Source organism: Enterobacter asburiae, from assembly GCA_011754535.1.
In the GTDB taxonomy this organism is placed as follows: Bacteria; Pseudomonadota; Gammaproteobacteria; order Enterobacterales; family Enterobacteriaceae; genus Enterobacter; species Enterobacter cloacae_N.
Genome location: JAAQVN010000001.1, coordinates 4,480,797 through 4,503,065, shown reverse-complemented (window position 1 = coordinate 4,503,065; position 22,269 = coordinate 4,480,797). Strand labels below are relative to the sequence as shown.

At 59.1% G+C, this 22,269-nt stretch carries 23 protein-coding genes; 5 read left to right on the top strand and 18 right to left on the bottom strand.

Annotated elements, in window-relative coordinates; translation table 11 throughout:
• Position 1 precedes the first annotated feature (1 nt).
• The 15 genes from HBM95_21425 to HBM95_21355 all read right to left on the bottom strand — a co-directional run bounded on the left by HBM95_21425 (position 2) and on the right by HBM95_21355 (position 12,853).
• Positions 2–580, bottom strand: a complete 579-nt coding sequence (locus tag HBM95_21425; GenBank protein ID NIH45468.1) for a DUF3261 domain-containing protein — start codon at positions 578–580, stop codon at positions 2–4.
• Positions 577–2,901: an MMPL family transporter gene (locus tag HBM95_21420; GenBank protein ID NIH45467.1), complete on the bottom strand. Its 2,325-nt coding sequence runs from the start codon at positions 2,899–2,901 to the stop codon at positions 577–579. The genes HBM95_21425 and HBM95_21420 overlap by 4 nt, the downstream gene beginning before the upstream one ends.
• Positions 2,870–3,475: an outer membrane lipoprotein carrier protein LolA gene (locus HBM95_21415; protein NIH45466.1), complete on the bottom strand. Its 606-nt coding sequence runs from the start codon at positions 3,473–3,475 to the stop codon at positions 2,870–2,872. The genes HBM95_21420 and HBM95_21415 overlap by 32 nt, the downstream gene beginning before the upstream one ends.
• Positions 3,472–3,894 (bottom strand): acyl-CoA thioesterase, encoded by a 423-nt coding sequence (locus HBM95_21410; protein ID NIH45465.1) that lies wholly within the window; start codon positions 3,892–3,894, stop codon positions 3,472–3,474. The genes HBM95_21415 and HBM95_21410 overlap by 4 nt, the downstream gene beginning before the upstream one ends.
• 3 nt (positions 3,895–3,897) lie before the next feature.
• On the bottom strand, positions 3,898–5,589 hold the full coding sequence (locus tag HBM95_21405) for a glycosyltransferase family 2 protein (GenBank protein ID NIH45464.1): 1,692 nt from the start codon (positions 5,587–5,589) through the stop codon (positions 3,898–3,900).
• Positions 5,580–5,933 carry a hydroxymyristoyl-ACP dehydratase gene (locus tag HBM95_21400; GenBank protein ID NIH45463.1) on the bottom strand — a complete coding sequence of 118 codons (354 nt, stop codon included), beginning with the start codon at positions 5,931–5,933 and terminating at the stop codon, positions 5,580–5,582. The genes HBM95_21405 and HBM95_21400 overlap by 10 nt, the downstream gene beginning before the upstream one ends.
• On the bottom strand, positions 5,920–7,281 hold the full coding sequence (locus HBM95_21395) for an acyl-CoA synthetase (protein NIH45462.1): 1,362 nt from the start codon (positions 7,279–7,281) through the stop codon (positions 5,920–5,922). Before HBM95_21395 ends, HBM95_21400 begins: the two co-directional genes overlap by 14 nt.
• Positions 7,274–7,861: a DNA gyrase subunit B gene (locus HBM95_21390; GenBank protein ID NIH45461.1), complete on the bottom strand. Its 588-nt coding sequence runs from the start codon at positions 7,859–7,861 to the stop codon at positions 7,274–7,276. The genes HBM95_21395 and HBM95_21390 overlap by 8 nt, the downstream gene beginning before the upstream one ends.
• Before the next feature lie 6 nt (positions 7,862–7,867).
• Complete coding sequence (locus HBM95_21385; protein NIH45460.1) at positions 7,868–8,119, bottom strand: acyl carrier protein; 252 nt, start codon at positions 8,117–8,119, stop codon at positions 7,868–7,870.
• 10 nt (positions 8,120–8,129) lie between these two features.
• On the bottom strand, positions 8,130–8,387 hold the full coding sequence (locus HBM95_21380; protein ID NIH45459.1) for an acyl carrier protein: 258 nt from the start codon (positions 8,385–8,387) through the stop codon (positions 8,130–8,132).
• Positions 8,368–9,183: a 1-acyl-sn-glycerol-3-phosphate acyltransferase gene (locus tag HBM95_21375; protein NIH45458.1), complete on the bottom strand. Its 816-nt coding sequence runs from the start codon at positions 9,181–9,183 to the stop codon at positions 8,368–8,370. The genes HBM95_21380 and HBM95_21375 overlap by 20 nt, the downstream gene beginning before the upstream one ends.
• Positions 9,180–9,902, bottom strand: coding sequence for a beta-ketoacyl synthase chain length factor (locus HBM95_21370; GenBank protein ID NIH45457.1), 723 nt, complete (start codon positions 9,900–9,902; stop codon positions 9,180–9,182). Before HBM95_21370 ends, HBM95_21375 begins: the two co-directional genes overlap by 4 nt.
• A 65-nt stretch (positions 9,903–9,967) precedes the next feature.
• A complete protein-coding gene (locus HBM95_21365; protein ID NIH45456.1) occupies positions 9,968–11,032 on the bottom strand; it encodes a class I SAM-dependent methyltransferase in 1,065 nt (354 codons plus the stop codon).
• A gap of 68 nt (positions 11,033–11,100) precedes the next feature.
• Positions 11,101–11,490, bottom strand: a complete 390-nt coding sequence (locus HBM95_21360; protein ID NIH45455.1) for a hypothetical protein — start codon at positions 11,488–11,490, stop codon at positions 11,101–11,103.
• A 313-nt stretch (positions 11,491–11,803) separates the two neighbouring features.
• Positions 11,804–12,853: an AI-2E family transporter gene (locus tag HBM95_21355; GenBank protein ID NIH45454.1), complete on the bottom strand. Its 1,050-nt coding sequence runs from the start codon at positions 12,851–12,853 to the stop codon at positions 11,804–11,806.
• A gap of 145 nt (positions 12,854–12,998) precedes the next feature.
• On the opposite strand from HBM95_21355, the gene HBM95_21350 reads away from it, so the two are divergent.
• Positions 12,999–14,216, top strand: coding sequence for an MFS transporter (locus HBM95_21350; protein ID NIH45453.1), 1,218 nt, complete (start codon positions 12,999–13,001; stop codon positions 14,214–14,216).
• Between the two features lie 4 nt (positions 14,217–14,220).
• Here the strand turns inward: HBM95_21350 and dcrB are convergent, their stop codons facing one another.
• Together dcrB and HBM95_21340 are read right to left on the bottom strand one after the other, a co-directional pair.
• On the bottom strand, positions 14,221–14,778 hold the full coding sequence (gene dcrB, locus HBM95_21345; GenBank protein ID NIH45452.1) for a DcrB family lipoprotein: 558 nt from the start codon (positions 14,776–14,778) through the stop codon (positions 14,221–14,223).
• A gap of 72 nt (positions 14,779–14,850) precedes the next feature.
• A complete protein-coding gene (locus HBM95_21340) occupies positions 14,851–15,516 on the bottom strand; it encodes a 7-cyano-7-deazaguanine/7-aminomethyl-7-deazaguanine transporter (protein ID NIH45451.1) in 666 nt (221 codons plus the stop codon).
• 167 nt (positions 15,517–15,683) lie between these two features.
• Between HBM95_21340 and tusA the strand changes: the two genes are divergently transcribed.
• Positions 15,684–15,926 (top strand): sulfurtransferase TusA, encoded by a 243-nt coding sequence (gene tusA / locus HBM95_21335; GenBank protein NIH45450.1) that lies wholly within the window; start codon positions 15,684–15,686, stop codon positions 15,924–15,926.
• Positions 15,927–15,990: 64 nt separating this feature from the next.
• Here tusA and yhgN read toward each other — a convergent pair whose 3' ends face one another.
• A complete protein-coding gene (yhgN, locus tag HBM95_21330) occupies positions 15,991–16,584 on the bottom strand; it encodes an NAAT family transporter YhgN (protein ID NIH45449.1) in 594 nt (197 codons plus the stop codon).
• 177 nt (positions 16,585–16,761) lie between these two features.
• Here yhgN and asd point away from each other — a divergent pair, with 177 nt between their 5' ends.
• The 3 genes from asd (at position 16,762) to glgX (ending at position 22,253) form a co-directional block, all read left to right on the top strand.
• Positions 16,762–17,865: an aspartate-semialdehyde dehydrogenase gene (gene asd, locus HBM95_21325; GenBank protein NIH45448.1), complete on the top strand. Its 1,104-nt coding sequence runs from the start codon at positions 16,762–16,764 to the stop codon at positions 17,863–17,865.
• 231 nt (positions 17,866–18,096) lie between these two features.
• Complete coding sequence (gene glgB / locus HBM95_21320; GenBank protein NIH45447.1) at positions 18,097–20,283, top strand: 1,4-alpha-glucan branching enzyme; 2,187 nt, start codon at positions 18,097–18,099, stop codon at positions 20,281–20,283.
• Positions 20,280–22,253: a glycogen debranching protein GlgX gene (glgX, locus tag HBM95_21315; GenBank protein NIH45446.1), complete on the top strand. Its 1,974-nt coding sequence runs from the start codon at positions 20,280–20,282 to the stop codon at positions 22,251–22,253. The genes glgB and glgX overlap by 4 nt, the downstream gene beginning before the upstream one ends.
• Positions 22,254–22,269 lie beyond the last annotated feature (16 nt).

The following is a 22,269-nucleotide window of genomic DNA, read 5'->3' as shown; positions in this document are numbered from 1 at the left end:
CTCAGTCACCCAGATATTGAATGGTGATGTGGTATTTGAATACGTGTTGCTCGATGCTGATCGGCTCGCGCTTGCCTTTGCGCTGGAGGTAGACAATCTCCGTCACCAGCTTGCCGCTGGCGTTACGCAGCTCTCGCCGATCGCCATTGTCCGTCAGCGTCCAGCCCTTCGGCAACTGCGGCTGCCAGGCGCTAATCGGCCAGTGGCTGAGCATCACGTCGGCCAGCACCTGGCTGGCTGGCGGCAGCTGCGGCACGACGATGGACTGCTCGGTATGAATACCGTTCTCATCGTACGTTGCCAGGAACAGACGGATCCCAACGGAAGAGAGCCCGGCCAGCGTGACCTTATGCGCATCCGCGTTGAGCATCACCAGCAGAGACTGCGTTTGTCCGTTAAAGCTGCCGGTCAGCAGCTGCTGGGAGCTTACCGCCGGGCTGATGCCGGGCGGCGGGAGCGTAACTTTGGTGCCCGGCTGGAGCCAGGCCTGAGGCCGCGTCTCTTTAGTATCGGTCGAATGGCTACAGCCTGCCAGCAGCAGCGCCGCAGCCAGCGCAACGGCGCGATAAACAGCGTTCATTTACGTTTTCTCTCTTTCTTTTCCGGCATCGCCAGCGGGGCCAGCAGGAAGGCGGTGAAAATCCCGCTCACCAGCACAATACCAAAGCTGCTGATGGCCTGGGTGGTGCTGAAGACGAGCATGCCCAGCGTCAGCAGGGTGGTCATCATCGCCAGGGTAATCGCCAGCATCGAGGTCAGCGGCGTACCGCGCGGGTTGCTGAAAAATAGCGTGTAGTTAATGCCAATGCCGAGCACCAGTACCAGCGCCAGCAGTGAAAACAGATTTACCGGGTGGCCCGTTGCGGCCAGGACCGCCAGACCGCAGCTCAGCGACAGTGCGGACGGCACCAGGCTTATCAGCCCCTTACGCCAGCCGAGGCGCAGCATCGCCCCGCAGGCAATCACCGCCAGCGCTGCAAACAGTAGCCCCGTCAGCAGCGTGCGGTAGAGGGCAAAGAGGCTGTCAAAGCTGGCTTTGCGGTCCACCCAGACGACGCCGTCATGGCGCGCGGCCAGCTCACCGAGCGCCGCGCTGTTTTTCGCGCCGTCCACCGGCACCAGCACGCCGCTTTCCCCGCCGGGCAGGGTCAGCCAGAGCAGTCGCCAGCCTTCGCTGGCCGGGCTGTTAAGCCACGCGTCCACGCTGACCGGCATGGCGTCCAGATTCGGGGATACGGCGTTGAGCCCGGCGCTTTTCAACACGTTCGTTACCGCCGGGGCAGCGTCGCGCAGCAGCGTAAGATCGCTTTTCTGGCGGGCCAGCGAGTTCAGCGGCAGGGTACGCCAGCGGGCAATCTCTCCCGCTTTTTGCGCCTCGGCCAGCGCCGGGGTGAAGGCTTCCAGCCGCTCCAGCGTTTGCTGGGGCGAAGCGCCGTGCACCACAAACCATTTCTGATCGACGCTTTGACCGGTCAGGGCGGTAATGGCTTTTTCTTGCGCCAGAATATCTTTTGGCAGCGCCTGCAGCTGGGCGATATCATCGTCCACCTTCAGGGTGCTCATCCCCGCGGCGGAGAGCAGCGCCAGCGCGACGGGCAGACCAACGGACAGTTTTTTACTGCGTCGCCAGGCGGCCAGCCAGCGCAGCATCAGGACCACAAAGGGAACCGGGCGCACCGGCAGACCCCGGCACAGCCACGGATGCCAGAAAATCACCGTCAGGCAGGAGGCGCTCAGCCCCACGGCGGCGAACACCGCCATCTGGCGGATCCCGGGGAAGGGGGCCAGCATCATAATCAGGTAGGCGGCGACGGTCGTCAGCAGCGCCAGCAGCAGCGCATTGCGTACCTTGGCCAGGCTCTGCCAGGGGGAAAGCTCCGCGCCGTGGACCATCCGTTCGGTCAGGTAGTAGAGCGTGTAGTCTGCGGAAATACCGATGATGCTCATGCTCATCACCAGCGTCATCAGGTGCAGTTCGCCAAAGAGCAGCAGCGTCACCGCCGTGCCCGCCAGCGCGCCGATGGCAATGGAGAGCACGCTCAGCAGCAGCGGGCGCAGAGAGCGGAACACCGCGACGATAAGCAGGAACACCCCAAGCAGGGTGGCGATACCCAGCGTCGAGACGTCGCGTTTGGCCTGCTGGCTGGCGTAATCGCTGTAGAACACGGTTCCGCGGGAAAGCAGTTGGGCCTGCGGGTAACTCGCTTTCAGCGTCTGTTGCAGCGCGTTAAGCGTCGTCACGAGCCGGTGGGTCTGCTGCATATCAAATGACGAGCCTGCCAGCTCGCCGTGCAGCAGGTACCAGTAGTTTCCCGCCTCATCTTGCGTGACCAGCCAGCCGTCCATCAGCCGCAGCTTCTGGCCGTTTTGCGCCAGGGCGAGCTGCGAGCCGCGCATCAGCATCAGCGGATCGTTTTGCAGCTCTTTGCCGCTGACGCCGGAAAAGGCCGAGTAGAGCTGGGATAAAATCCACTGCGCCTGCGCGTCTCCGCCGTTTTGCAGACGGGCGCGGGTGGCGGGATCGATCAGGCCGTTGCGGTGCTGCCAGAAGAACTCTCCCCAGGCTTTCTGCCCGGCGGCGTCCATCGGGCCTTTGACCTCGCTGAGCGAGTGACTGTTTTGCAGCAGCGTCAGCCACTGCTGCGCCACGCGCGGATCGGGCTCTTTGCCGGGGCTGACCAGCCAGACCAGCTGGCGGTCGAGACGCTGCATAAACCCGTCGTTGAGCGCCGGCGGGATCGCCCCCAGCGTCTGCTTCGGCAGCATGGCCAGCACGCTGCTGTTCAGACGCGCGCCGGGCAGCAGTGACAGCAGCACGCCCAGCAGGATCAGGCATGCTGCGGCCCACAGAAGCGCCGGGCGCAGGGATTTACGGTGCGGCAAAGCGTTGGCGTTCGTCATCGGTCAGGCTGGCGGGCGTCAGTTGGTGGTTTGAAAGAGCGATATCGGTACGGTCGCCCTGCTTGTCGTTCAGGCGAATCGTCTCCAGATAGGTCGCGCCGCCCAGATCGAGGGAGGCAAAAATCTTGTCCAGCGGCGTCGTTTTTGGCGTAAGTACCAACGACCAGCGGCCCGCTCCCAGGTCTTTAAAATCGATGCGGAAGTTCTCTTCCAGCACCTTGCGGTCGGCCTGGAACAGGGCCCGCAGCAGGTGGTTGAACTGGAACATCTGCGGATTATTGTCGGCAGTGATGGTCTGCGGCGGCTGGCCGTTGATCGCCTGAACCATCCGCTTGTCGTCCAGCAGGAGCGTCATCGGAAACGGCGCTTTTTGATCCCACAGCAGGCCACTGTCGCGGGCGATCAGCATCTCGCCCTGCGAGCGCAGCGGCTGCGGCATATCTTTTATCGTGCGAACCTGTTCGAAGTGCGCGCGCACCACGGGCTGCTCGGTAAACCGCTGCTGCAGTTCATCCAGCGTCACGGCACTGACCAGCGGGCTGACGATCAGCGCCAGCAAAGGCAACCATTTCATGGTGTTACTCCCATTCGTTCAAACAGTATTGCCGGGCTGACAAAGCACATTTCGCGGGTGGCTTCTTCCACCGCCACCTGGATGGTGTACCCGGTGGTGGTGCGCTTGCCGGTCTGCGCATCGAAAATTTGATAGGCAATGCGCAGCCGGTTTTCATACTCTTCAATCTGCGCGCGGACGCGAATACGCTGCTCAAAGGTCACCGCATCGCGGTATTTCACCCGGGTGTCGACGACGGGCCAGACGTAGCCGGAGGCCTTCATCTGGCGATAGCCATAGTCAAACTGATTGAGCAGCGCCTCGCGGGCGATCTCAAAGTAGCGGAAATAGTTACCGTGCCAGACCACGCCCATCATATCGACGTCGTGGAACGGAACGGTGATCTCGACTTCAGTCGTAAAGCGGGGATCGGTCAGCACCCTTTACTCCTTCTCTCTGGACTCTGGCAGATGCCAGAAATCGAAAAAATTAAACCAGTCGAGCGGCGACATCAGGGCGTAATGCTCCAGCCGCTGCGCGTAGCGATCGACGGCATCCTGCAGCGCCTGCTGGCGTTCCCCGCGCGGCAGGATCAGCGGGTCGGCAAACGGTTCGCCGTGCAGGACGAGCTTGCCCTGCTGGCGCAGGGCAAAAATCAGCACCACCGGGCAGCGGAGAATCGAGGCCAGGATAAACGGCCCCTGAGGGAACGGCGCGGGCTGCCCCATGAACCGGCTCCAGATCACGCGCCACTCGCCGCCACGCTGCGGATTCACCGCGATGCGGTCGCCCACAATCGCGACCCATTCTCCGCGCTCAAGCTTCTCTTTGATGGCAATCGCGGTGTCCGGGCCGATGTCGGTGACCGACATTAAATTCACGCCCGCCTGGGGCGCCATTTCGCTCATAATCTGCTTAAAGCGCCGGGCGTTTTCGCTGAAGACCAGGGCATTGATGGTTTTGCTGCCGTCCAGCTGGGCCAGCGCCCGGCAGGCCTCTACGTCACCAAGATGCGAGGCCAGCAGCAGCTTGCCCTGCGGCGCCGCGATATTAAGCGTTTCGCGCGCGCCGGGGGCAAAGACCACGTCGCGATTAAACTTCAGCTCGCCGCGCCAGCTGGCAACTTTGTCCAGCATCGCGTTGCCGAAGCGCATGAAATGGAAAAAGCTGTTGAGCCGTGAGGGAACAGGCATGTCCCGCTGCATCAGCACCTGCTTCACGCGTGCAATCCACTGCCGCGAAGCCTGCCGCGCCGGACGCGCGATAAGCCAGTAGACGCCGATCACTGGCCACAGCAGCACGGTAAAGGCCCGCCGCCCCAGCAACTGCCAGACGCGCAGCATCAGGCGCATGCCCCATAGCCCCTTGACCTCGTCCTGCTGCGCCCAGTGCTGGCCGCGTCGACGGAAGAGCAGGCCGGGAATGCGGGGCAGCATGCCGAAGAACAGCCGGGTATGCATCAGGGAGATCCGCACGTTATCTTTTAACGCGTCGAAGTGGGATAACCCGTCCTGCGGGTAGGTCACACGGGTGGGCAGGAAGACGCTGGTGTTGCCCTGCCAGTAGAGACGGACCATCACTTCGGTGTCAAAGTCCATCCGTTTACCGAGCGTTTCACGCGCGGCCAGCCGCAGCGTGGGCGAGACCGGGTAGACCCGAAAGCCGCACATGCTGTCTTTAAGCTGCAGGGATAAGGTCTCAATCCATACCCAGACGTGGGTGACCCAGCGCCCGTAGAGCCTCGAGCGCGGAATGGAATCATCGTAAATGGGCTGGCCGGAAATCAGCGCATCCGGGTGGCGCTCCGCCAGCGCCAGCAGTTTGGGGATATCTTCAATGGCGTGCTGGCCGTCCGCATCCACCTGCACGGCGTGGGTATAGCCCGCGCGAGCGCACTCCTCCAGCCCCCTGATGACCGCAGCACCTTTCCCGGCGTTTTGCCCCAGACGGATCAGCGTCATCTGCGGCTGCTCCGCCGCCAGGCGTTCGAGCTCCTGACGGGTGATCGCTTCGCTGCCGTCATCCACTACCAGGCACGGCAGGCCGAACGGGGCGAGACGTGACAGCACGCTGGCGATCATGGCACCGTGGTTGTAGCACGGGATCAGCACGCAGGGGCGAAAGATCACTGACATAGACGAATTTTCCCGCTGCTGGCGGTATGGCGCTCCGCCCCGGCGTGACGCTGGTAGCTGAAGGTCAACATCTGACGTTCGGCATGCCACTCAAGCACCAGCGTTACCGTAGTTTCCGGCAGCAGAGGGGCCTGAAACTTCACGTTTTGAATGCTGTGAAAGCGGTAGCCCGGCGCCAGTAACGTCGTGGCGTAGTGCATGACCCAGTCAAGCTGCGCAACGCCGGGCAGCAGCGGCTGTACGGCAAAATGGCCCTGAAACCAGAACAGAGACGCATCGAGATGCAAAACAATCTCCAGCTTCTCCGGCTGTGCCTGATGGCGCTCAATTTCATGAATTTTCATGAAATAACTCCTCTAACTGCGCATAGACACGCTTGTTCATACTGTTTACCGGCATCTCATCCACAATCCGCCAGTAGCGCGGCACCGCGACCGGTTCAAGCCAGGGCAGCAGAGCGCGACGCCAGGCGAACTCCTGCGCTTTTTTATCCTGCAGGTGCCAGCGCTGACGAACCGCCTCATCCAGCACCAGCAGGGCGCCGATTCCCTGGCGGCCCCCGCGCGTGACCGGCAGCGCAGCCGCTTCGCAAACGCCGTCGAGCTCCAGCAGGCGGCGTTCTATTTCGTTAAGCGAGATGCGCTTTTCTTCAATTTTGACCACCCGCCCGCGACGACCGGCAATGCTGAACAGCCCCTCGCTGTCGAAGTGGAGGATATCGTCCAACTGGAGTCCTTCAGCCTCATGGATCAGTGGTGACGTGACGCGACACGCTTCTTCTTCCTGATGGAAACTTACGCCGGGGAAGGGCAGCCACGGCAGGTTATCTTCCTGGCGATGGCGCCAGGCGAGGATCCCGGTTTCGGTGCTGCCATAAATTTCATCCGGCCAGATGTTAAGCCAGCCAGCGGTGGTGGAGACGTCACGCCAGGGCAGCATTCCGCCCGCGGAAATCAGCATCCTGACGGGCGGCGCGGCTAGTTCGGTATCCAGGCGTTTCAGGAACGCCGGGCTGCTGATGAACAGGTAATGCCTGTCATGAGGAAGGGCGGCCAGCTGCTCTGCGTAATAGAGCATCGCGGCATGCAGCGGCAGGCCCATCGCCATCGGCAATACAATGCGGAATGTCAGACCGTACAGGTGTTGCGGTACGACGGAGGCGACAACGCTACAGCCAGCCAGACGCGCGCCGAAGCGGTCAGCCAGCAGGCGGGCTTCGCGATCCAGGCTGACGATGTGCTTAACCACCCGACGCGGCGTCCCCGTGGAGCCGGAGGTGAAAAGCTCAACAAAGCGGCTTTCGGCAATATCCGGCAGGGGCACCCAGTGGGCGATCGTCTGATGGCGGGAAGCCACCACAATCAGCTTTCCAGGGTAACCGAGGGGCCTGTCGCTCAGAACGCCGCTAAACAGCGACTGCTGCTCTTCAAGCAGCGAAATACGGCTATGGCCGGGAATGACCGGCGTTTTACCCGCATGCAGCGAGGCCAGCAGCGCAACGATAAACAGGTAGCTGTTTTCAAAGCACAGCGCCCAGCGCTCGCCTTCCTGCTGACGCAGGGTGTCGACCAGCAGGGTCACGTCGTGGCGCAGCTGGCCCAGCGTCCAGGTACGATCGTCAAGCCAGGCGACGGGCGTGTCGTCAGGGCGGGGCGCGTTTAACCACTGGCCCAGCGGAAGGGGGTTAGTCATTGTGCATCTCTTTTTTTATCACCCGTTGACGCACCAGCCACTCTGTCGCCATCAGCGTTCCCATCAGGATGTAAGCCACCATACCGTTCCACAGCGTCCACAGATGCATGTCACCGTGCAGGACGGTAAACAGCGCCATCGCCCCGTTGCCGATGAAAAATCCGCACCAGACGAGGGTCACCTTGTAGGTATAGCGCACACCCTCCGGGGGCAAATTTGGCTCACGCAGGCGCGCCAGACGTTCGACCAGCGGCATCGCGGTCCAGAGCGAACCCCCGAACACGGCCAGCATCACAAGATTGACGACCACAGGGTAAAACAGCAGCCACTGGTGGGTTTTCAGCAGGTAGCTTGCCGCGCAGAGCGCGATGCCCGCCAGCGCCACGCACTGCACCACATACCGCATCGGGCCGGTGTTCCGCCGCGCCTGTTGCAGCCGCAGCAGCAACAGCAGTGCCATCACGGGCAGCAGCCACGGCAGGCTGTTATGCGTCAGCCCAAATCCAATCAGGAAGGGCCACGCCAGCAGCATCAGCCCCGTCAGAAGGGGGATAACCGGCAACGTCCGTCCACCACGCACGGTGTTTTACTCTTCGCGCAGAAGCTGTTCGACGGCGTCTACCACATCCTGAACGGTACGAACCGATTTGAAGGTTTCCGGCTTGATTTTCTTACCGGTTTTCTTCTGCAGATGGACAATCATGTCCACCGCATCAATGCTGTCCAGCTCCAGGTCTTCGTAAAGACGGGCTTCGGGCGTAATGTCCTGCGGGTCGATTTCAAAGAGTTTGATCAGAAGGCCGCAGACTTCCTGATAAATGGTTTCTTGTTCGGTCATAGTTCACGTCTCAGGCGCGTTGGGCATGGATAAAGGACGCCAGGGTGGCGACGGAAAAGAAGTGCTGGCGCATCTCCTCGCTTTCGGCAGAAAGCACCACGCCATACTGGTTTTTCACCGCCAGACCGAGCTCCAGCGCGTCGATAGAGTCGAGACCCAGCCCATCGCCAAACAGCGCGGCATCGGTATCAATATCCTCTGCGGTAAGCTCGTCCAGATTCAGCGTGGTGATAATGAGATTCTTAATTTCAAGATAAAGCGCTTGCATCATTAATTCCTGACAAAGATTGAAGGCCTGATGTTAATCGATGCTCCAGATGCCGGTTTAACTGCCTTGCCGCCAGCGCCGGTTCTTGTTCATTTGCATCGTAAAATTCGTCGATGTTCACGCGATCGCGCACATCCACGGTAAAGACAGGTTTTGCGGGCGGTACGTCATACCAGCGGCTTTTTTTATCCAGCAGGTGCTCGCTGCAGTGGATCAGCACGATCCGCAGATCGCTGCGGCAGCGCACGGCGATATTTGCCGCGCCGCGCTGGAGGGCGATAGCCTCACCTGGCCGGGTACGCGTGCCTTCCGGGAAGATTAACAGCGTGTCGCCGTGGGCCAGACGCTGCCGGCTGGCAGCGAGCAGAGGCTCGGCTTCGCTGTTAATCAGGTAATCCGCCGCGCGGATAACGCCGCTGACAAAGGGATTGCGCAGTAACGCGCTCTTCACCAGACAGTCGGTTTCGGGCATCACCGACGCCAGAATCACGTAGTCAATTAGCGTTGGGTGGTTAGCCACCACCAGACAGCCCCGATCGCCGCGAAGCGCGTCAAGATTGTGAATGCGATAGTCCAGCACCCCGGTGCCGCGGGCAACGGTTAAGAAGACGCGGAAGCTGGCCGCAATGCTGCGGCGCGCCAGGCTACGGCGTTTGGCGCGATCGCGCTGAACAATCAGCAGCAGGTTGAACCAGATCAGCGACAGCAGCAGGCCGCCCGCGCCAAACAGCACGAAGCAGAGTCCGGTCATCGCCAGACGCCATAGCCAGTTGATCCGGGCGGCCAGGCGGTTCATCGGCGCGCCCACTGCCACAGCAGGCGTTCGCCGGGCACCACAAACTGCCGCTCCTCGCGGAGATAGCGTTGCAGGAACATCAGGCTTTGCGGCAGAGTAGGCTCCTCGCCCGTGCTGCCGCTGCGGGTTTCGCACTGCCATTCGCTGCCGGATTCAATCACCAGCGCCAGCACGTACGGCCAGGTGGGCATCTGCGGCGGCAATGCCGGGTGGTAAAATTCCGGCAGCGTGCCGTCAAAATCCACCAGCAAGACGCGGGAGTAGCCCGCCTGCAGCAGGCTCAGCACTTCACACAGGGCCTGCTGGAAGGTGTCCAGCCCGGCAGAAATGGATGACGAGACAACAGGCTGGCGAGCGGTAATAGTAAGATTGCCCACAGCGGAGTTGTGCACGGACATGGCGAAGTCGGTAGGCGAGACGGCCTGACCGGTTGCCAGCGCATGCAGAATACGGTAATTGCGCTCCAGTTCGCCGTGGCGGCTGGAATAGACGACGGCATCAACGGCGTGGCTTTGCAGCATGGCAAGACCAAGATCCACCGCCAGCTTACTGCCCGAGTTAAGGCGGCGCGCGGTCATCATGGGTAACGCAGTCAGCCGGGGAAGCGGGGCCGTTGGGTCTATAGTCGACTGCAGGCGCGACCACGCCTGCCACTCTGCGGCATCGCTTAGTCCTGGCGCTCTTGCCTGCCAGTCAATAATGTTCAGTGAAAATTTCATCTACGCGCGTCCGCGGAATACCGTATTCAAAGGGCAGGCTGGGCCACCCGGGCAGCCAGGCTGCGCTATTGTTCACGTTTGGTGCATATTAACAGGGTATGACCTACCCCAAGGTTATCCAGCCGCTGTTCAATGCAGAAGCCCGCCCTCTCCAGGTAGTGATAAAACTTCTCTACGCTGTAAAAACGGCTATTACCATTCGCCATACAGGTGAAATAGAGCGAGGTGGCATTCAGGCTGAAAGCCGCCGCTTCATATTTCTGGGCATCCCAGAAAAGCTCCATGATGCACAACCGTGCGCCTGGCTTCATGACCTGTGCGACGCGCGTCAGCATGGCGACAATCTGATCCGGAGAGAAACAGTCCAGAAACTGGCTCATCCACCAGACGTCAGCATCTCCCGGCAATGCAGCCGGACTAAGCATATCGACAGCATGGAATCCAATACGATGAGAAAAACCTGCTTTTTCGATGTTTTCCTGCGCCAGCGCTATCTGCTGCGGGAGATCGAGGATCGTCACGGCAACATTATCGTCATAGCGGCAGCAGCGTAACGACCATTTACCCGTATTTCCGCCCACATCGTACAATTTTGTCGGCGAGCTTGCGAATATATATGGCAACGCGGCGTCAAAAGCGGCGTCAGAATAGTAGTGATCGAAGGCGAACCAGCTCTCTTTTGCCCGGGCAGGAAGCTGGGATAAGGCCGGATAGATGGTTGGCCAGTCGCCAAACACGGATAATCCGGCCGGTTTTTCTTCCTGCAGGGCGTCGGCCAGGTGAAATAACCCCTGGTAACAGACGTCCTGCGTGAAATCCATATTAACGCGGGTCATGGGATCGTGGAGTAAGAAATGGCCCACTTTCGCCAGGAAATAACGACTTTCTTTCCAGGTAATTATCCGCCCGCTTAATCCCATGTCTAACAATACGCTGACGGCATAGTTGCTCAGGGTACTGTTTTCGGTTATTTCTTCGAGGCTCGCCCCCTTATTACCCTGTTTATCGAGCCAGGCGAGGACACCCGAGTTACGCAGACAAAGCGCGGTCTGAAATAACATCGGAGCAAAAGCGATGCGTTGCGCTTCGGTAATGGCATCCAGGGCGCTGAGCGTGTCCTTTTCGTACATTGTTGCGTAACCTTTCAGGGCAAGAAATGAGGTTATCGGGCCATGTCCGGCCCGACTTTAGAAAAATATTACAGCGCGGCACCCGCAGAGAGATTCAGCTGAATATCGTGGTCGAGGTTGTTCACCCAGCGGTTATAATTTTTGTGAATTTTACCGTCTGCCGCTTTCAGGTTCAGGCTACTTTCGTAATTAATTGAATAGCTTGTCGCAGAGTAGGGAATACGTACCTGGACCGAGTGATCGCGTGCCTGCAGACGCCCCTTAATAACGCCCGGGCCCGCTTCCGTCATGATCCAGTCACGCTTCTGGCCTGCTTTCAAAATTGCCGTTTTCACCTGATCGGCAGTATGACCTGCGCTCACGACAGAGTGAACCTGAGCGATTGGGGCGGTACGCGCACAACCAGCCAGAGCGCCAACGAATACTGCAGCAGCGCACCATTTAACGATCTTTTTCATCAACAACTCCATATCAATAATAACAATTAAAGGTAGTGTTTTTTACAAATAAGCATCACCAGACCTACGGATTAAGTCAGGTGTCTTTTTTAATCAATATTAATGTTTGCATTAGGTTGACGCTAAGGCAGGGTATAATATCACGCAAAATAATTAATCATTCCGTTTTTTTTAATTTGCGTTAAAGCGAAATGTGGGTGAGGTGAATAAAAACGGGAGCATATGCCTTAAAGCAAATAAAAATACCGCGACGGTGAGCGTCGCGGTAATTAAGGCGTTCTATTGACGGTCTAAGCCTGATGACATAGCCAAGTTACCCTGGTAACCGGCTTTTTGGCCGCCCTGGCCCCAGCAGGATCGCCAGCTTGCTGCCCCCTTTGGTGGTTTCCATCCAGATTTTACATACGCTGGTCAGCGGGACCGACAGCAGCATGCCGACCGGGCCCAGCAGCCATCCCCAAATCAGCAACGATAAAAACACTACCAGCGTCGACATGCCCAGCCTGTGCCCCATCATGCGCGGTTCAAGAATGTTGCCCAGCACCATATGCACGACGAGGAAGAGCGCCCCGACCAACATGCATTCGTAGAAACCGTTAAACAGAAACGCCTGGATCATTGGCGGCACGGCGGAAAGCACCGCGCCAATATTCGGCACGTAGTTCAGCAGAAACGCCAGCACCCCCCACATCAGCGCGAACTGTACGTCCATCAGCATCAGCCCCAGCCAGACGATAATGCCGGTCCAGACGCTGAGCAGCGTTTTCAGCGCCAGATATTTGGAGACCCCCTTTAAGGCGCGGTGTAGGCCGGCAATGTGTATTTGCGGGTTATTTAAAGCAAAGCGCAGCTTATAGGGGACGTGGCGGACTTCGAACAGCATGAACACTACCGTCATGACCAGCAGCAGTATGCTGGCCATCGCGCCGGAAAGACCGGTCATCAGCGTGGTGGCGTAGGTCATGACCTTCTCGGAATCCATCCTGCGCAGCATCCGTTCAGGCGAAATATGCAGGTTAAGAAAAGGCATCATCTCCTGCAGCGCGACGATTTTACGCGTCAGCTCTTTATTGTACTGCGGCAACATGGTGGAGAACTCGCTCAGCGAGGCCGCCAGTACCCCGAAGAGCGCCGTCAGGCCAATCAGCATCACGATAACCACGATGGTGATGGCCACCGGACGGCTCACGCCCCGGCGTAAAAACCAGGTCACCAGCGGATTCAGAACAATGGCAAAAAACAGGGCCAGCAGGAGCTGGACGATAATGTCAGCGGCAGCATGAATGCCCGCAAGAATAACCACCAGACAGGCGAGCTTTAATAAGATGTGGAGTCCTGCTTTATCGGGCTGGGGAGCTAACATGCGCGTTCCTTAAGATGATGACCCGATAAGTGTAGTGCCTGGGGGCCGCTTCGTCTGGCGCCGATAATCTGAAAGTCGGGGCTGATTTTCTTATTGCGCCGTGGTAATAGTGAAACACTGTTGCAAAAAATTCAGGTAAACCCCCATGCCCGAAGCTGCCGCCGAACCGGCGCTGAGCGGATTGCGCCTCAATCTGCGTATCGTTTCCGTCGTTATTTTCAACTTTGCCAGTTACCTGACGATCGGCCTGCCGCTGGCGGTTCTGCCGGGCTATGTCCATGACGTGATGGGTTTTAGCGCGTTCTGGGCGGGGCTGGTCATCAGCCTGCAGTATTTCGCCACGCTCCTGAGCCGCCCTCACGCCGGGCGCTACGCCGACCTGTTTGGTCCTAAAAGCATCGTGGTGGTGGGATTATGCGTCTGTTTCCTGAGCGGCCTGAGCTATCTGCTGGCTGCTGCTGCCGGCGCCTGGCCGCTGGCTAGCCTGGCGCTGCTTTGCCTGGGCCGCGTCATACTCGGCATTGGGCAAAGCCTGGCGGGAACCGGCTCGACGCTGTGGGGCGTTGGGGTTGTAGGTGCGACGCACATTGGCCGGGTGATCTCCTGGAACGGGGTTGTCACCTACGGCGCGATGGCGCTCGGCGCGCCGCTTGGCGTGGCCTGTTATGCCTTTGGCGGGCTGTATGGATTGTCGCTCACCATTATGGCGGTCGCGCTTGTGGCGATACTGTTTGCGCTGCCGCGCCCGAAAGTGAGGGCCAGCAAGGGCAAGCCGCTGCCGTTTCGGGCCGTGCTGGGGCGCGTCTGGCCGTACGGTATGGCGCTGGCCCTGGCGACCACCGGCTTCGGCGTAATTGCAACCTTCATTACCCTCTTTTACGACGCCAAAGGCTGGGAGGGCGCGGCCTTTGCATTAACCCTCTTTAGCGGTGCGTTTGTTGGCGCACGCCTGCTTTTCCCGAACAGTATCAACCGCCTGGGCGGGCTGAATGTGGCGATGATCTGTTTTGCGGTTGAGATTGTCGGGCTGCTGTTAACCGGCATAGCCAGCGCACCCTGGATGGCGAAAATTGGCGTCTTCCTTGCAGGGGCGGGTTTTTCACTGGTCTTCCCGGCGCTGGGGGTGGTGGCGGTGAAAGCGGTGCCGCAGCAGAACCAGGGGGCGGCTCTGGCGACCTATACGGTGTTTATGGATATGTCGTTGGGCATTACCGGGCCGCTGGCAGGGCTGGTGATGGCCTGGGCGGGGGTACCGGTGATCTACATTGCCGCGGCAGGTCTGGTGATTCTTGCCTTACTGCTGACGTGGCGGCTAAAAAAATGGCCTCCGGTGCAGGCACCGGAGGCCACGTCATCGTCGTGAAAGGTTACTGGATCACGATGGTGTTAATGATGTTTTCAGCAGCCGTCTGCGCTTTCTGCTGGTCTTCCGCTGGCAGGGTGATCTGCAGGGTCAGCAGTTTGTTATCCACCTTACCCAGCACCACAGAAGAGTAAGCGGTCTGGCCTTTTGCGGAGATGATGCTGTCCAGCTGTTGCAGCTTATGGCCTTTCAGCTCAATGGATTTATTGGTCACCACCTGCAGCTGCGGATCGCGGCCGCGCTGCTGGTCTTCCAGACGTTTGGACAGGACGGCCAGATCTTCGCTGGTGTCGTCGCCCACAATCACAATGACCGCTTTCTGGCCGGTTGCGTCGGAGTATACGTGCATATTATTCGCCTGGGTGCCCAGCTTGCCGCTCTGGTCAGTCATATCGGCTGGCAGAGAGAAACTGAGTTTGCCATCCATCAGATTCACCGGTTGACCGGTCGCGTTGCTCTCTGCGGACGCGCCCTGAGCAGGCGTTTTCGTGTCGCTGTTATCACAGGCTGCAAGACCCACAACCAGCAGGCCAATCCCGACATATTTAACCAGATTGCGCATTGACTTCTTCCTTTCGATAAACGGCCATAGCGGCTCATTCGTCCATCTTATCACAACTGATAAAGCGAACCCTTAACCAGCCTGCAATGCCGTGATTTCAGATTTATCTGCCAGCCTTTTCAGCAGCATATTCAGCAGCACGCCGTACATCGGCAGGAAGAACACAATGCTGATGAGCACCTTGAAGCAGTAGTCCACCAGCGCGATTTCCATCCAGTGTTCGGCCATGAACGCATCCGGGCTGCGCCAGAAGGCGATGAAGAAGAAGGCTAGCGTATCGCTCACGTTACCGAACAGCGTGGAGGCGGTGGGTGCCATCCACCAACGGTGATTCTGACGCAGGCGGTTAAACACGTGCACGTCGAGGATTTGCCCCAGCGCGTAGGCCATAAAGCTTGCGGCAGCGATACGGGCAACAAACAGGTTGAAGTGGGTTAATGCCTCAACGCCCTGCCAGCTTCCCATATAAAACAGGGATGACACCACGTATGAAATGAACAGCGCCGGAAGCATGACCGCAAAAATAATGCGGCGCGCCAGCGGTGCGCCAAAGATACGCACGGTAAGATCGGTGGCGAGGAAAATAAACGGAAAACTGAACGCGCCCCAGGTGGTATGAAAACCAAAAATGGAGATCGGGAGCTGCACCAGATAGTTGCTGGAGGTGATCACCAGCAGGTGAAAAAGCGAAAGCCAGAACAACGCTTTTACGCGCTGTGATTCAGAGAACTGCGTCATATTGTGACCTTTTTATACGTTGGGGTGAGGGAACCCAATAAAAACCGCAGCATGATACTGCTTTGGCTGGACATTGCAATGGTTAGTTTTTGCGCAATCGTTAACCTGGTTTGCATTGCCCGCGCCGGGGCGTAAACTACAGCCGTTTTTACCTGACCGAGAAGATCATGACCGACCTGTTTTCCAGCCCAGACCACACCCTTGATGCCCAGGGCCTTCGCTGCCCGGAGCCGGTAATGATGGTACGCAAAACCGTGCGCAACATGCAGACGGGTGAAACGCTGCTGATTATTGCCGACGACCCGGCCACCACGCGCGATATTCCCGGCTTTTGTACCTTTATGGAGCATGAGCTGGTGGCACAGCAGACCGAGGCGCTGCCGTACCGGTATTTAATTCGTAAGGGGTAGGTGGGCTGTCCTCTGCGGCCTGATGCCCTCACCCCGGCCCTCTCCCACGGGGAGAGGGAGAAAGTCATCCTTTCATCCACGCCCTGATTCCGTCCAGGAACATCTGCGTCGCCATCATTACCAGAATCAGCCCCATCAGACGCTCCAGCGCGTTCACCCCTTTCTCACCCAGCAGGCGCAGGAACAGGGACGACTGCAGCAGGATAATAAACGTCCCGCCCCAGGCGATCAGCAGGGCAATCACCAGATGGCTCATCTGGTTCGGATACTGGTGCGACAGCAGCATCAGCGTCGCCAGAATCGTCGGCCCGGCGACGAGGGGAATCGCCAGCGGCACAATAAACGGCTCTTCACCCGCGGGCAGGCCGCTGCTGCTGCCTTCCGCGCTCGGGAAAATCATCTTAATAGCGATCAGGAACAGAATAATCCCGCCGGAAATCGAAACGGTTTCGGCACGCAGGTTCAGGAAGGCGAGGATTTTTTCACCAGCAAACAGGAAGATAAACATCACCAGCAGGGCAATAAGCAGCTCGCGGATCATGATCGCCCGGCGACGCTTTGGCTCGGTGTGCTTCAGCACCGACATGAAGATTGGCAGGTTGCCCAGTGGATCCATTATCAGGATCAATAAAACCGCTGCTGAAATGATTTCACTCATGTAAATTATCCCTGAAACTCTCTATGGTTATTATGATAATTAGCTGTATTTCTGATTGCCGGGCAATCATCGATTAATTTCGCTTGCGACTTTGGCAGCATTTTGTAATGTGAAGCATATCCCAGTTCAATACTGGCTTGCACAATCAGCACACACCCTCAGCAGGAAAAAAATGCTATGAAAAACGTTGGTTTTATCGGCTGGCGCGGTATGGTCGGCTCTGTACTCATGCAACGCATGGTTGAAGAGCGCGATTTCGACGCTATCCGCCCGGTCTTCTTCTCCACTTCTCAGCTCGGCCAGGCTGCTCCGTCCTTTGGTGGTACCACAGGCACGTTGCAGGATGCTTACGATCTGGAGGCGCTGAAGGCACTTGATATTATTGTGACCTGCCAGGGCGGCGATTATACCAACGAAATCTATCCAAAGCTGCGTGAAAGCGGCTGGCAGGGCTACTGGATTGACGCAGCCTCTTCGCTGCGTATGAAAGACGATGCCATTATTATTCTCGACCCGGTTAACCAGGGTGTCATCACCGACGGCCTGAATAACGGCGTGAAAACCTTTGTCGGCGGTAACTGCACCGTCAGCCTGATGCTGATGTCCCTCGGCGGCCTGTTCGCGCAGGATCTGGTGGAGTGGGTCTCCGTGGCGACCTACCAGGCCGCGTCCGGCGGCGGCGCGCGTCACATGCGCGAGCTGCTGACCCAGATGGGCCAGCTGCACCACAGCGTTGCGGCCGAGCTGGCAAACCCGGCGTCCGCTATTCTTGATATCGAACGTAAAGTGACCGAGCTGACCCGCAGCGGCGAGCTGCCGGTGGATAACTTTGGCGTACCGCTGGCCGGTGGCCTGATCCCGTGGATCGACAAACAGCTGGATAACGGTCAGACCCGCGAAGAGTGGAAAGGCCAGGCCGAGACCAACAAAATCCTCAATACCGCGTCGGCGATCCCGGTTGACGGTCTGTGCGTGCGTATCGGCGCGCTGCGCTGCCACAGCCAGGCCTTCACCATTAAACTGAAAAAAGATGTGTCTATTCCGACCGTGGAAGAGCTGCTGGCCGCGCACAACCCGTGGGCGAAAGTGGTGCCAAACGATCGCGATATCACCATGCGTGAGCTGACCCCGGCAGCCGTTACCGGCACGCTGACCACGCCGGTTGGCCGTCTGCGCAAGCTAAACATGGGGCCGGAGTACCTCTCCGCGTTCACCGTCGGCGACCAGCTCCTGTGGGGAGCCGCCGAGCCGCTGCGCCGCATGCTGCGTCAGCTGGCGTAATAATTTGTTAACTACCGGGGGTGATTTTCACCCCCTTTTTTTTGCGTAATACATGGAGTAACGCGCGTATGTCTTATTTTTATCAGGAGTCGTGTAGAGCGTTGGCTATGCTTTAAGGAAGAGTCATTTCTTACCTGAGGTTAGGACGGGACTAAGTGGATGCCCGTTCAGGTCACATTAAAGTCGTCCCAGGCGCTAAAAAAGGACGACATAAAAAACAGGATGAATACCATGTCCGATCGTGTGGATAGAGACGTGATTAATGCGCTTATTGCGGGTCACTTTGCCGACCCCTTTTCCGTGCTGGGGATGCACCATACAGAGGCCGGGCTGGAAGTCCGGGCGTTGTTACCGGATGCCACCGAAGTGTGGGTCATCGAGCCCAAAACCGGCCGCAAGGTGGGCAACCTGGAGTGCCTCGACTCGCGCGGCTTTTTCTCGGGCGTCATGCCCCGCCGTAAAAACCCCTTTCGCTATCAGCTCGCCGTAATCTGGCACGGCCAGCAAAACCTGATCGACGATCCCTACAGCTTTGGCCCTCTGCTGAAAGAGATGGATGCCTGGCTGCTCTCCGAAGGCACGCATCTTCGCCCTTATGAAACGCTGGGTGCCCATGCGGATACTATGGACGGAATTACCGGTACGCGGTTTGCCGTGTGGGCGCCTAACGCCCAGCGCGTCTCCGTTGTCGGGCAGTTCAACTACTGGGACGGTCGCCGCCACCCGATGCGCCTGCGCCGTGAGACGGGCATCTGGGAGCTGTTTATCCCCGGGGCGCACAACGGCCAGCTCTATAAATTCGAAATGATCGACGCCCACGGCAAGCTGCGCATTAAAGCCGACCCGTATGCCTTCGAGGCGCAGATGCGCCCGGATACCGCGTCGCTGATTTGCGGCCTGCCGGAGAAGGTCGTCCAGACGGAGGAGCGTAAGCAGGCTAACCGCTTTGATGCGCCGATCTCCGTTTATGAAGTGCATCTCGGCTCCTGGCGCCGCCACACCGATAACAACTTCTGGCTCAGCTATCGGGAGCTCGCCGACCAACTGGTGCCGTACGCCAAATGGATGGGCTTTACCCACCTCGAACTGCTGCCGGTTAACGAGCATCCGTTCGACGGCAGCTGGGGCTATCAGCCCACCGGGTTGTACGCCCCGACTCGCCGCTTCGGCACGCGGGATGACTTCCGCTATTTCATTGATGCCGCGCACGCCGCCGGGCTGAACGTGATCCTCGACTGGGTGCCGGGCCATTTCCCGTCGGACGATTTTGCGCTGGCAGAGTTTGACGGCACGAAGCTGTACGAGCACAGCGACCCGCGCGAAGGCTATCACCAGGACTGGAACACGCTGATCTACAACTACGGGCGCCGTGAAGTCGCGAACTACCTGGTCGGGAATGCGCTGTACTGGATCGAGCGATTTGGCATTGACGCCCTGCGCGTGGATGCGGTGGCCTCGATGATCTACCGCGACTACAGCCGCAAAGAGGGCGAGTGGATCCCGAACGAGTACGGCGGCCGTGAAAACCTGGAAGCGATTGAGTTCCTGCGCAATACCAACCGCATTATTGGCGAGCAGGTGGACGGCGCCGTGACCATGGCGGAAGAGTCGACGGACTTTGCAGGCGTCTCCCGCCCACCGTCATCAGGCGGCCTGGGATTCTGGTATAAGTGGAACCTGGGCTGGATGCACGACACCCTCGACTACATGAAGCTCGACCCGGTTTATCGTCAGTATCACCACGATAAGCTCACTTTCGGGCTGCTCTACAACTACACCGAAAACTTCATGCTGCCGCTGTCGCACGATGAAGTGGTGCACGGCAAAAAATCCATTCTCGACCGCATGCCCGGCGACGCGTGGCAGAAGTTTGCCAACCTGCGCGCCTACTACGGCTGGATGTTTGCCTTCCCGGGTAAAAAACTGCTGTTTATGGGCAATGAGTTCGCCCAGGGGCGCGAGTGGAACCACGACTCAAGCCTCGACTGGCACCTGCTGGAAGGCGGCGACAACTGGCACCACGGTGTGCAGCGTCTGGTGCGCGACCTGAATCTGACCTACCGCCACCACAAAGCGCTGCACGAGCTGGACTTCGACCCGTACGGCTTTGAGTGGCTGGTGGTGGACGATCACGAGCGCTCGGTGTTTGTCTTTGTGCGTCGCGATAAAGCGGGCAACGAGATTATCGTCGCCAGCAACTTCACGCCTGTGCCGCGTGAACACTACCGCTTCGGCATTAACCAGCCGGGCAAATGGCGCGAGATACTGAATACCGATTCCATGCACTACCACGGCAGCAACGCCGGCAACGGCGGGCTGGTGCAGAGCGATGCCGTCGAAAGCCACGGGCGACCAAACTCCCTGAGCCTGACGCTGCCGCCGCTTGGCACCATCTGGCTGATGCGGGAGGGAGAATGACGCAGCTTACGGCAGGTAAACCCGAACCGCTCGGCGCGAGCTATGACGGAAAGGGGGTGAACTTCACGCTCTTTTCTGCTCACGCGGAGCGGGTGGAGCTCTGCGTGTTTGACGGGGAGGGTAACGAGCACCGTTACGATTTACCGTCCCGCACGGGAGACATCTGGCACGGTTACCTGTCGGGCGGGCGTCCGGGGATGCACTACGGTTTTCGCGTACACGGCCCGTGGGAGCCCTCTCAGGGGCACTGGTTTAACCCGGCGAAGCTATTGATTGACCCGTGCGCGCACCGCGTGGACGGCGAGTTTAAAGACGACCCGCTGTTCCACGTCGGCTACGGCGAGCCCGACCACCGCGACAGCGCGCCCGTCGCGCCAAAAAGCGTGGTGGTGCACGATCTCTACGACTGGGAAGACGATGCCCCGCCGCGCACGCCGTGGGGCAACACCGTCATTTATGAAGCGCACGTCAAAGGGCTGACCTACCTGCACCCGTCGATCCCCAAAGAGATGCGCGGCACCTATCAGGCGCTTGGGCATCCGACGATGGTCGCTTACCTGAAGCATTTGGGCATCACGGCCCTGGAGCTGCTGCCCGTGGCGCATTTCGCCAGCGAGCCGCGCCTGCAGCGCCTGGGGCTGAGCAACTACTGGGGCTACAACCCGCTGGCGATGTTCGCCCTGGAACCGCGCTATGCCGCGCATCCGGAGAAGGCGCGGGATGAGTTTCGCGACGCGGTGAAGGCGCTCCACGCCGCGGGAATTGAGGTCATTCTGGACGTGGTGCTGAACCACAGTGCGGAAAGCGATCTTGACGGCCCAACGCTCTCACAGCGCGGAATCGATAACCGTAGCTATTATTGGATCAGGGACGACGGCGATTACGAGAACTGGACCGGCTGCGGTAACACCCTCAACCTCAGTCACCCGGCGGTCACGCATTACGCGTACGAGTGCCTGAAATACTGGGTTGAGACGTTCCACGTGGACGGTTTCCGTTTCGACCTGGCGCCCGTGATGGGGCGCACGCCGGCATTCAGCCAGCAGGCGCCTCTGTTTGAGGCAATCAAAAACTGTCCGGTGCTTTCACAGGTGAAGCTTATCGCGGAGCCGTGGGACATCGGTGACGGCGGTTATCAGGTGGGGAACTTCCCGCCGCTGTTTGCCGAGTGGAACGACCACTACCGTGATGCCATCCGCCGCTTCTGGCTGGCGCGCGATCTGTCACTGGGCGAATTTGCCGGGCGCTTTGCCGGCTCCAGCGATCTCTTTAAGCGCGACGGCAAACGTCCGTCGGCCACCGTCAACCTGGTGACGGCGCACGACGGTTTTACGCTGCGCGACTGCGTTTGTTTCAATCAGAAACACAATGAGGCCAACGGCGAAGAGAATCGCGATGGCACTAACAATAACCATAGCTTCAATCATGGTATAGAAGGATTAGGCGGAAGTCTGGATGTGATCGAGCGGCGACGCGCCAGCGTTCATGCGCTGCTGACGACGCTTTTACTGTCGCAGGGCACGCCGATGCTGCTGGCGGGCGACGAGCACGGCCATAGCCAGCACGGCAACAACAACGCCTATTGTCAGGACAACACCCTGACCTGGCTCGACTGGGGGGAGGCGAACAGTGGGTTGACCCATTTCACCGCGGCGCTGATCCACCTTCGCCAGCAGATCCCCGCCCTTACCGCCGACCGCTGGTGGGAAGAGGGCGACGGCAACGTTCGCTGGCTGAATAAAGACGCGCAACCGTTGAGCGCGCAAGAGTGGCAACACGGCATCACCTGTCTGCAAATTCTGCTCTCGGATAAGTGGCTGGTGACGCTGAACGCGACGGACGACGTCGCGGAGATTGTTTTACCTGACGGGGAGTGGCGAGCCGTTCCCCCCTTTGCCGGAGCGGATAATCCGGTAGTAATGGCTGTCTGGCACGGGCCTGCGCACGGAGTGTGCGTATTCCAAAGATGATAAAAAAGGAGTTAGT

Coding starts and splice junctions, on each gene's coding strand:
- HBM95_21425 (NIH45468.1), bottom strand. CDS start 580: ATGAACGCTGTTTATCGCGCCGTTGCGCTGGCTGCGGCGCTGCTGCTG.
- HBM95_21395 (NIH45462.1), bottom strand. CDS start 7,281: ATGACTAACCCCCTTCCGCTGGGCCAGTGGTTAAACGCGCCCCGCCCT.
- HBM95_21400 (NIH45463.1), bottom strand. CDS start 5,933: ATGAAAATTCATGAAATTGAGCGCCATCAGGCACAGCCGGAGAAGCTG.
- yhgN (NIH45449.1), bottom strand. CDS start 16,584: ATGAGTGAAATCATTTCAGCAGCGGTTTTATTGATCCTGATAATGGAT.
- dcrB (NIH45452.1), bottom strand. CDS start 14,778: ATGCGCAATCTGGTTAAATATGTCGGGATTGGCCTGCTGGTTGTGGGT.
- HBM95_21365 (NIH45456.1), bottom strand. CDS start 11,032: ATGTACGAAAAGGACACGCTCAGCGCCCTGGATGCCATTACCGAAGCG.
- HBM95_21420 (NIH45467.1), bottom strand. CDS start 2,901: ATGACGAACGCCAACGCTTTGCCGCACCGTAAATCCCTGCGCCCGGCG.
- HBM95_21405 (NIH45464.1), bottom strand. CDS start 5,589: ATGTCAGTGATCTTTCGCCCCTGCGTGCTGATCCCGTGCTACAACCAC.
- HBM95_21340 (NIH45451.1), bottom strand. CDS start 15,516: ATGACGCAGTTCTCTGAATCACAGCGCGTAAAAGCGTTGTTCTGGCTT.
- glgB (NIH45447.1), top strand. CDS start 18,097: ATGTCCGATCGTGTGGATAGAGACGTGATTAATGCGCTTATTGCGGGT.
- HBM95_21375 (NIH45458.1), bottom strand. CDS start 9,183: ATGAACCGCCTGGCCGCCCGGATCAACTGGCTATGGCGTCTGGCGATG.
- asd (NIH45448.1), top strand. CDS start 16,762: ATGAAAAACGTTGGTTTTATCGGCTGGCGCGGTATGGTCGGCTCTGTA.
- glgX (NIH45446.1), top strand. CDS start 20,280: ATGACGCAGCTTACGGCAGGTAAACCCGAACCGCTCGGCGCGAGCTAT.
- tusA (NIH45450.1), top strand. CDS start 15,684: ATGACCGACCTGTTTTCCAGCCCAGACCACACCCTTGATGCCCAGGGC.
- HBM95_21360 (NIH45455.1), bottom strand. CDS start 11,490: ATGAAAAAGATCGTTAAATGGTGCGCTGCTGCAGTATTCGTTGGCGCT.
- HBM95_21370 (NIH45457.1), bottom strand. CDS start 9,902: ATGAAATTTTCACTGAACATTATTGACTGGCAGGCAAGAGCGCCAGGA.
- HBM95_21355 (NIH45454.1), bottom strand. CDS start 12,853: ATGTTAGCTCCCCAGCCCGATAAAGCAGGACTCCACATCTTATTAAAG.
- HBM95_21380 (NIH45459.1), bottom strand. CDS start 8,387: ATGCAAGCGCTTTATCTTGAAATTAAGAATCTCATTATCACCACGCTG.
- HBM95_21350 (NIH45453.1), top strand. CDS start 12,999: ATGCCCGAAGCTGCCGCCGAACCGGCGCTGAGCGGATTGCGCCTCAAT.
- HBM95_21415 (NIH45466.1), bottom strand. CDS start 3,475: ATGAAATGGTTGCCTTTGCTGGCGCTGATCGTCAGCCCGCTGGTCAGT.
- HBM95_21385 (NIH45460.1), bottom strand. CDS start 8,119: ATGACCGAACAAGAAACCATTTATCAGGAAGTCTGCGGCCTTCTGATC.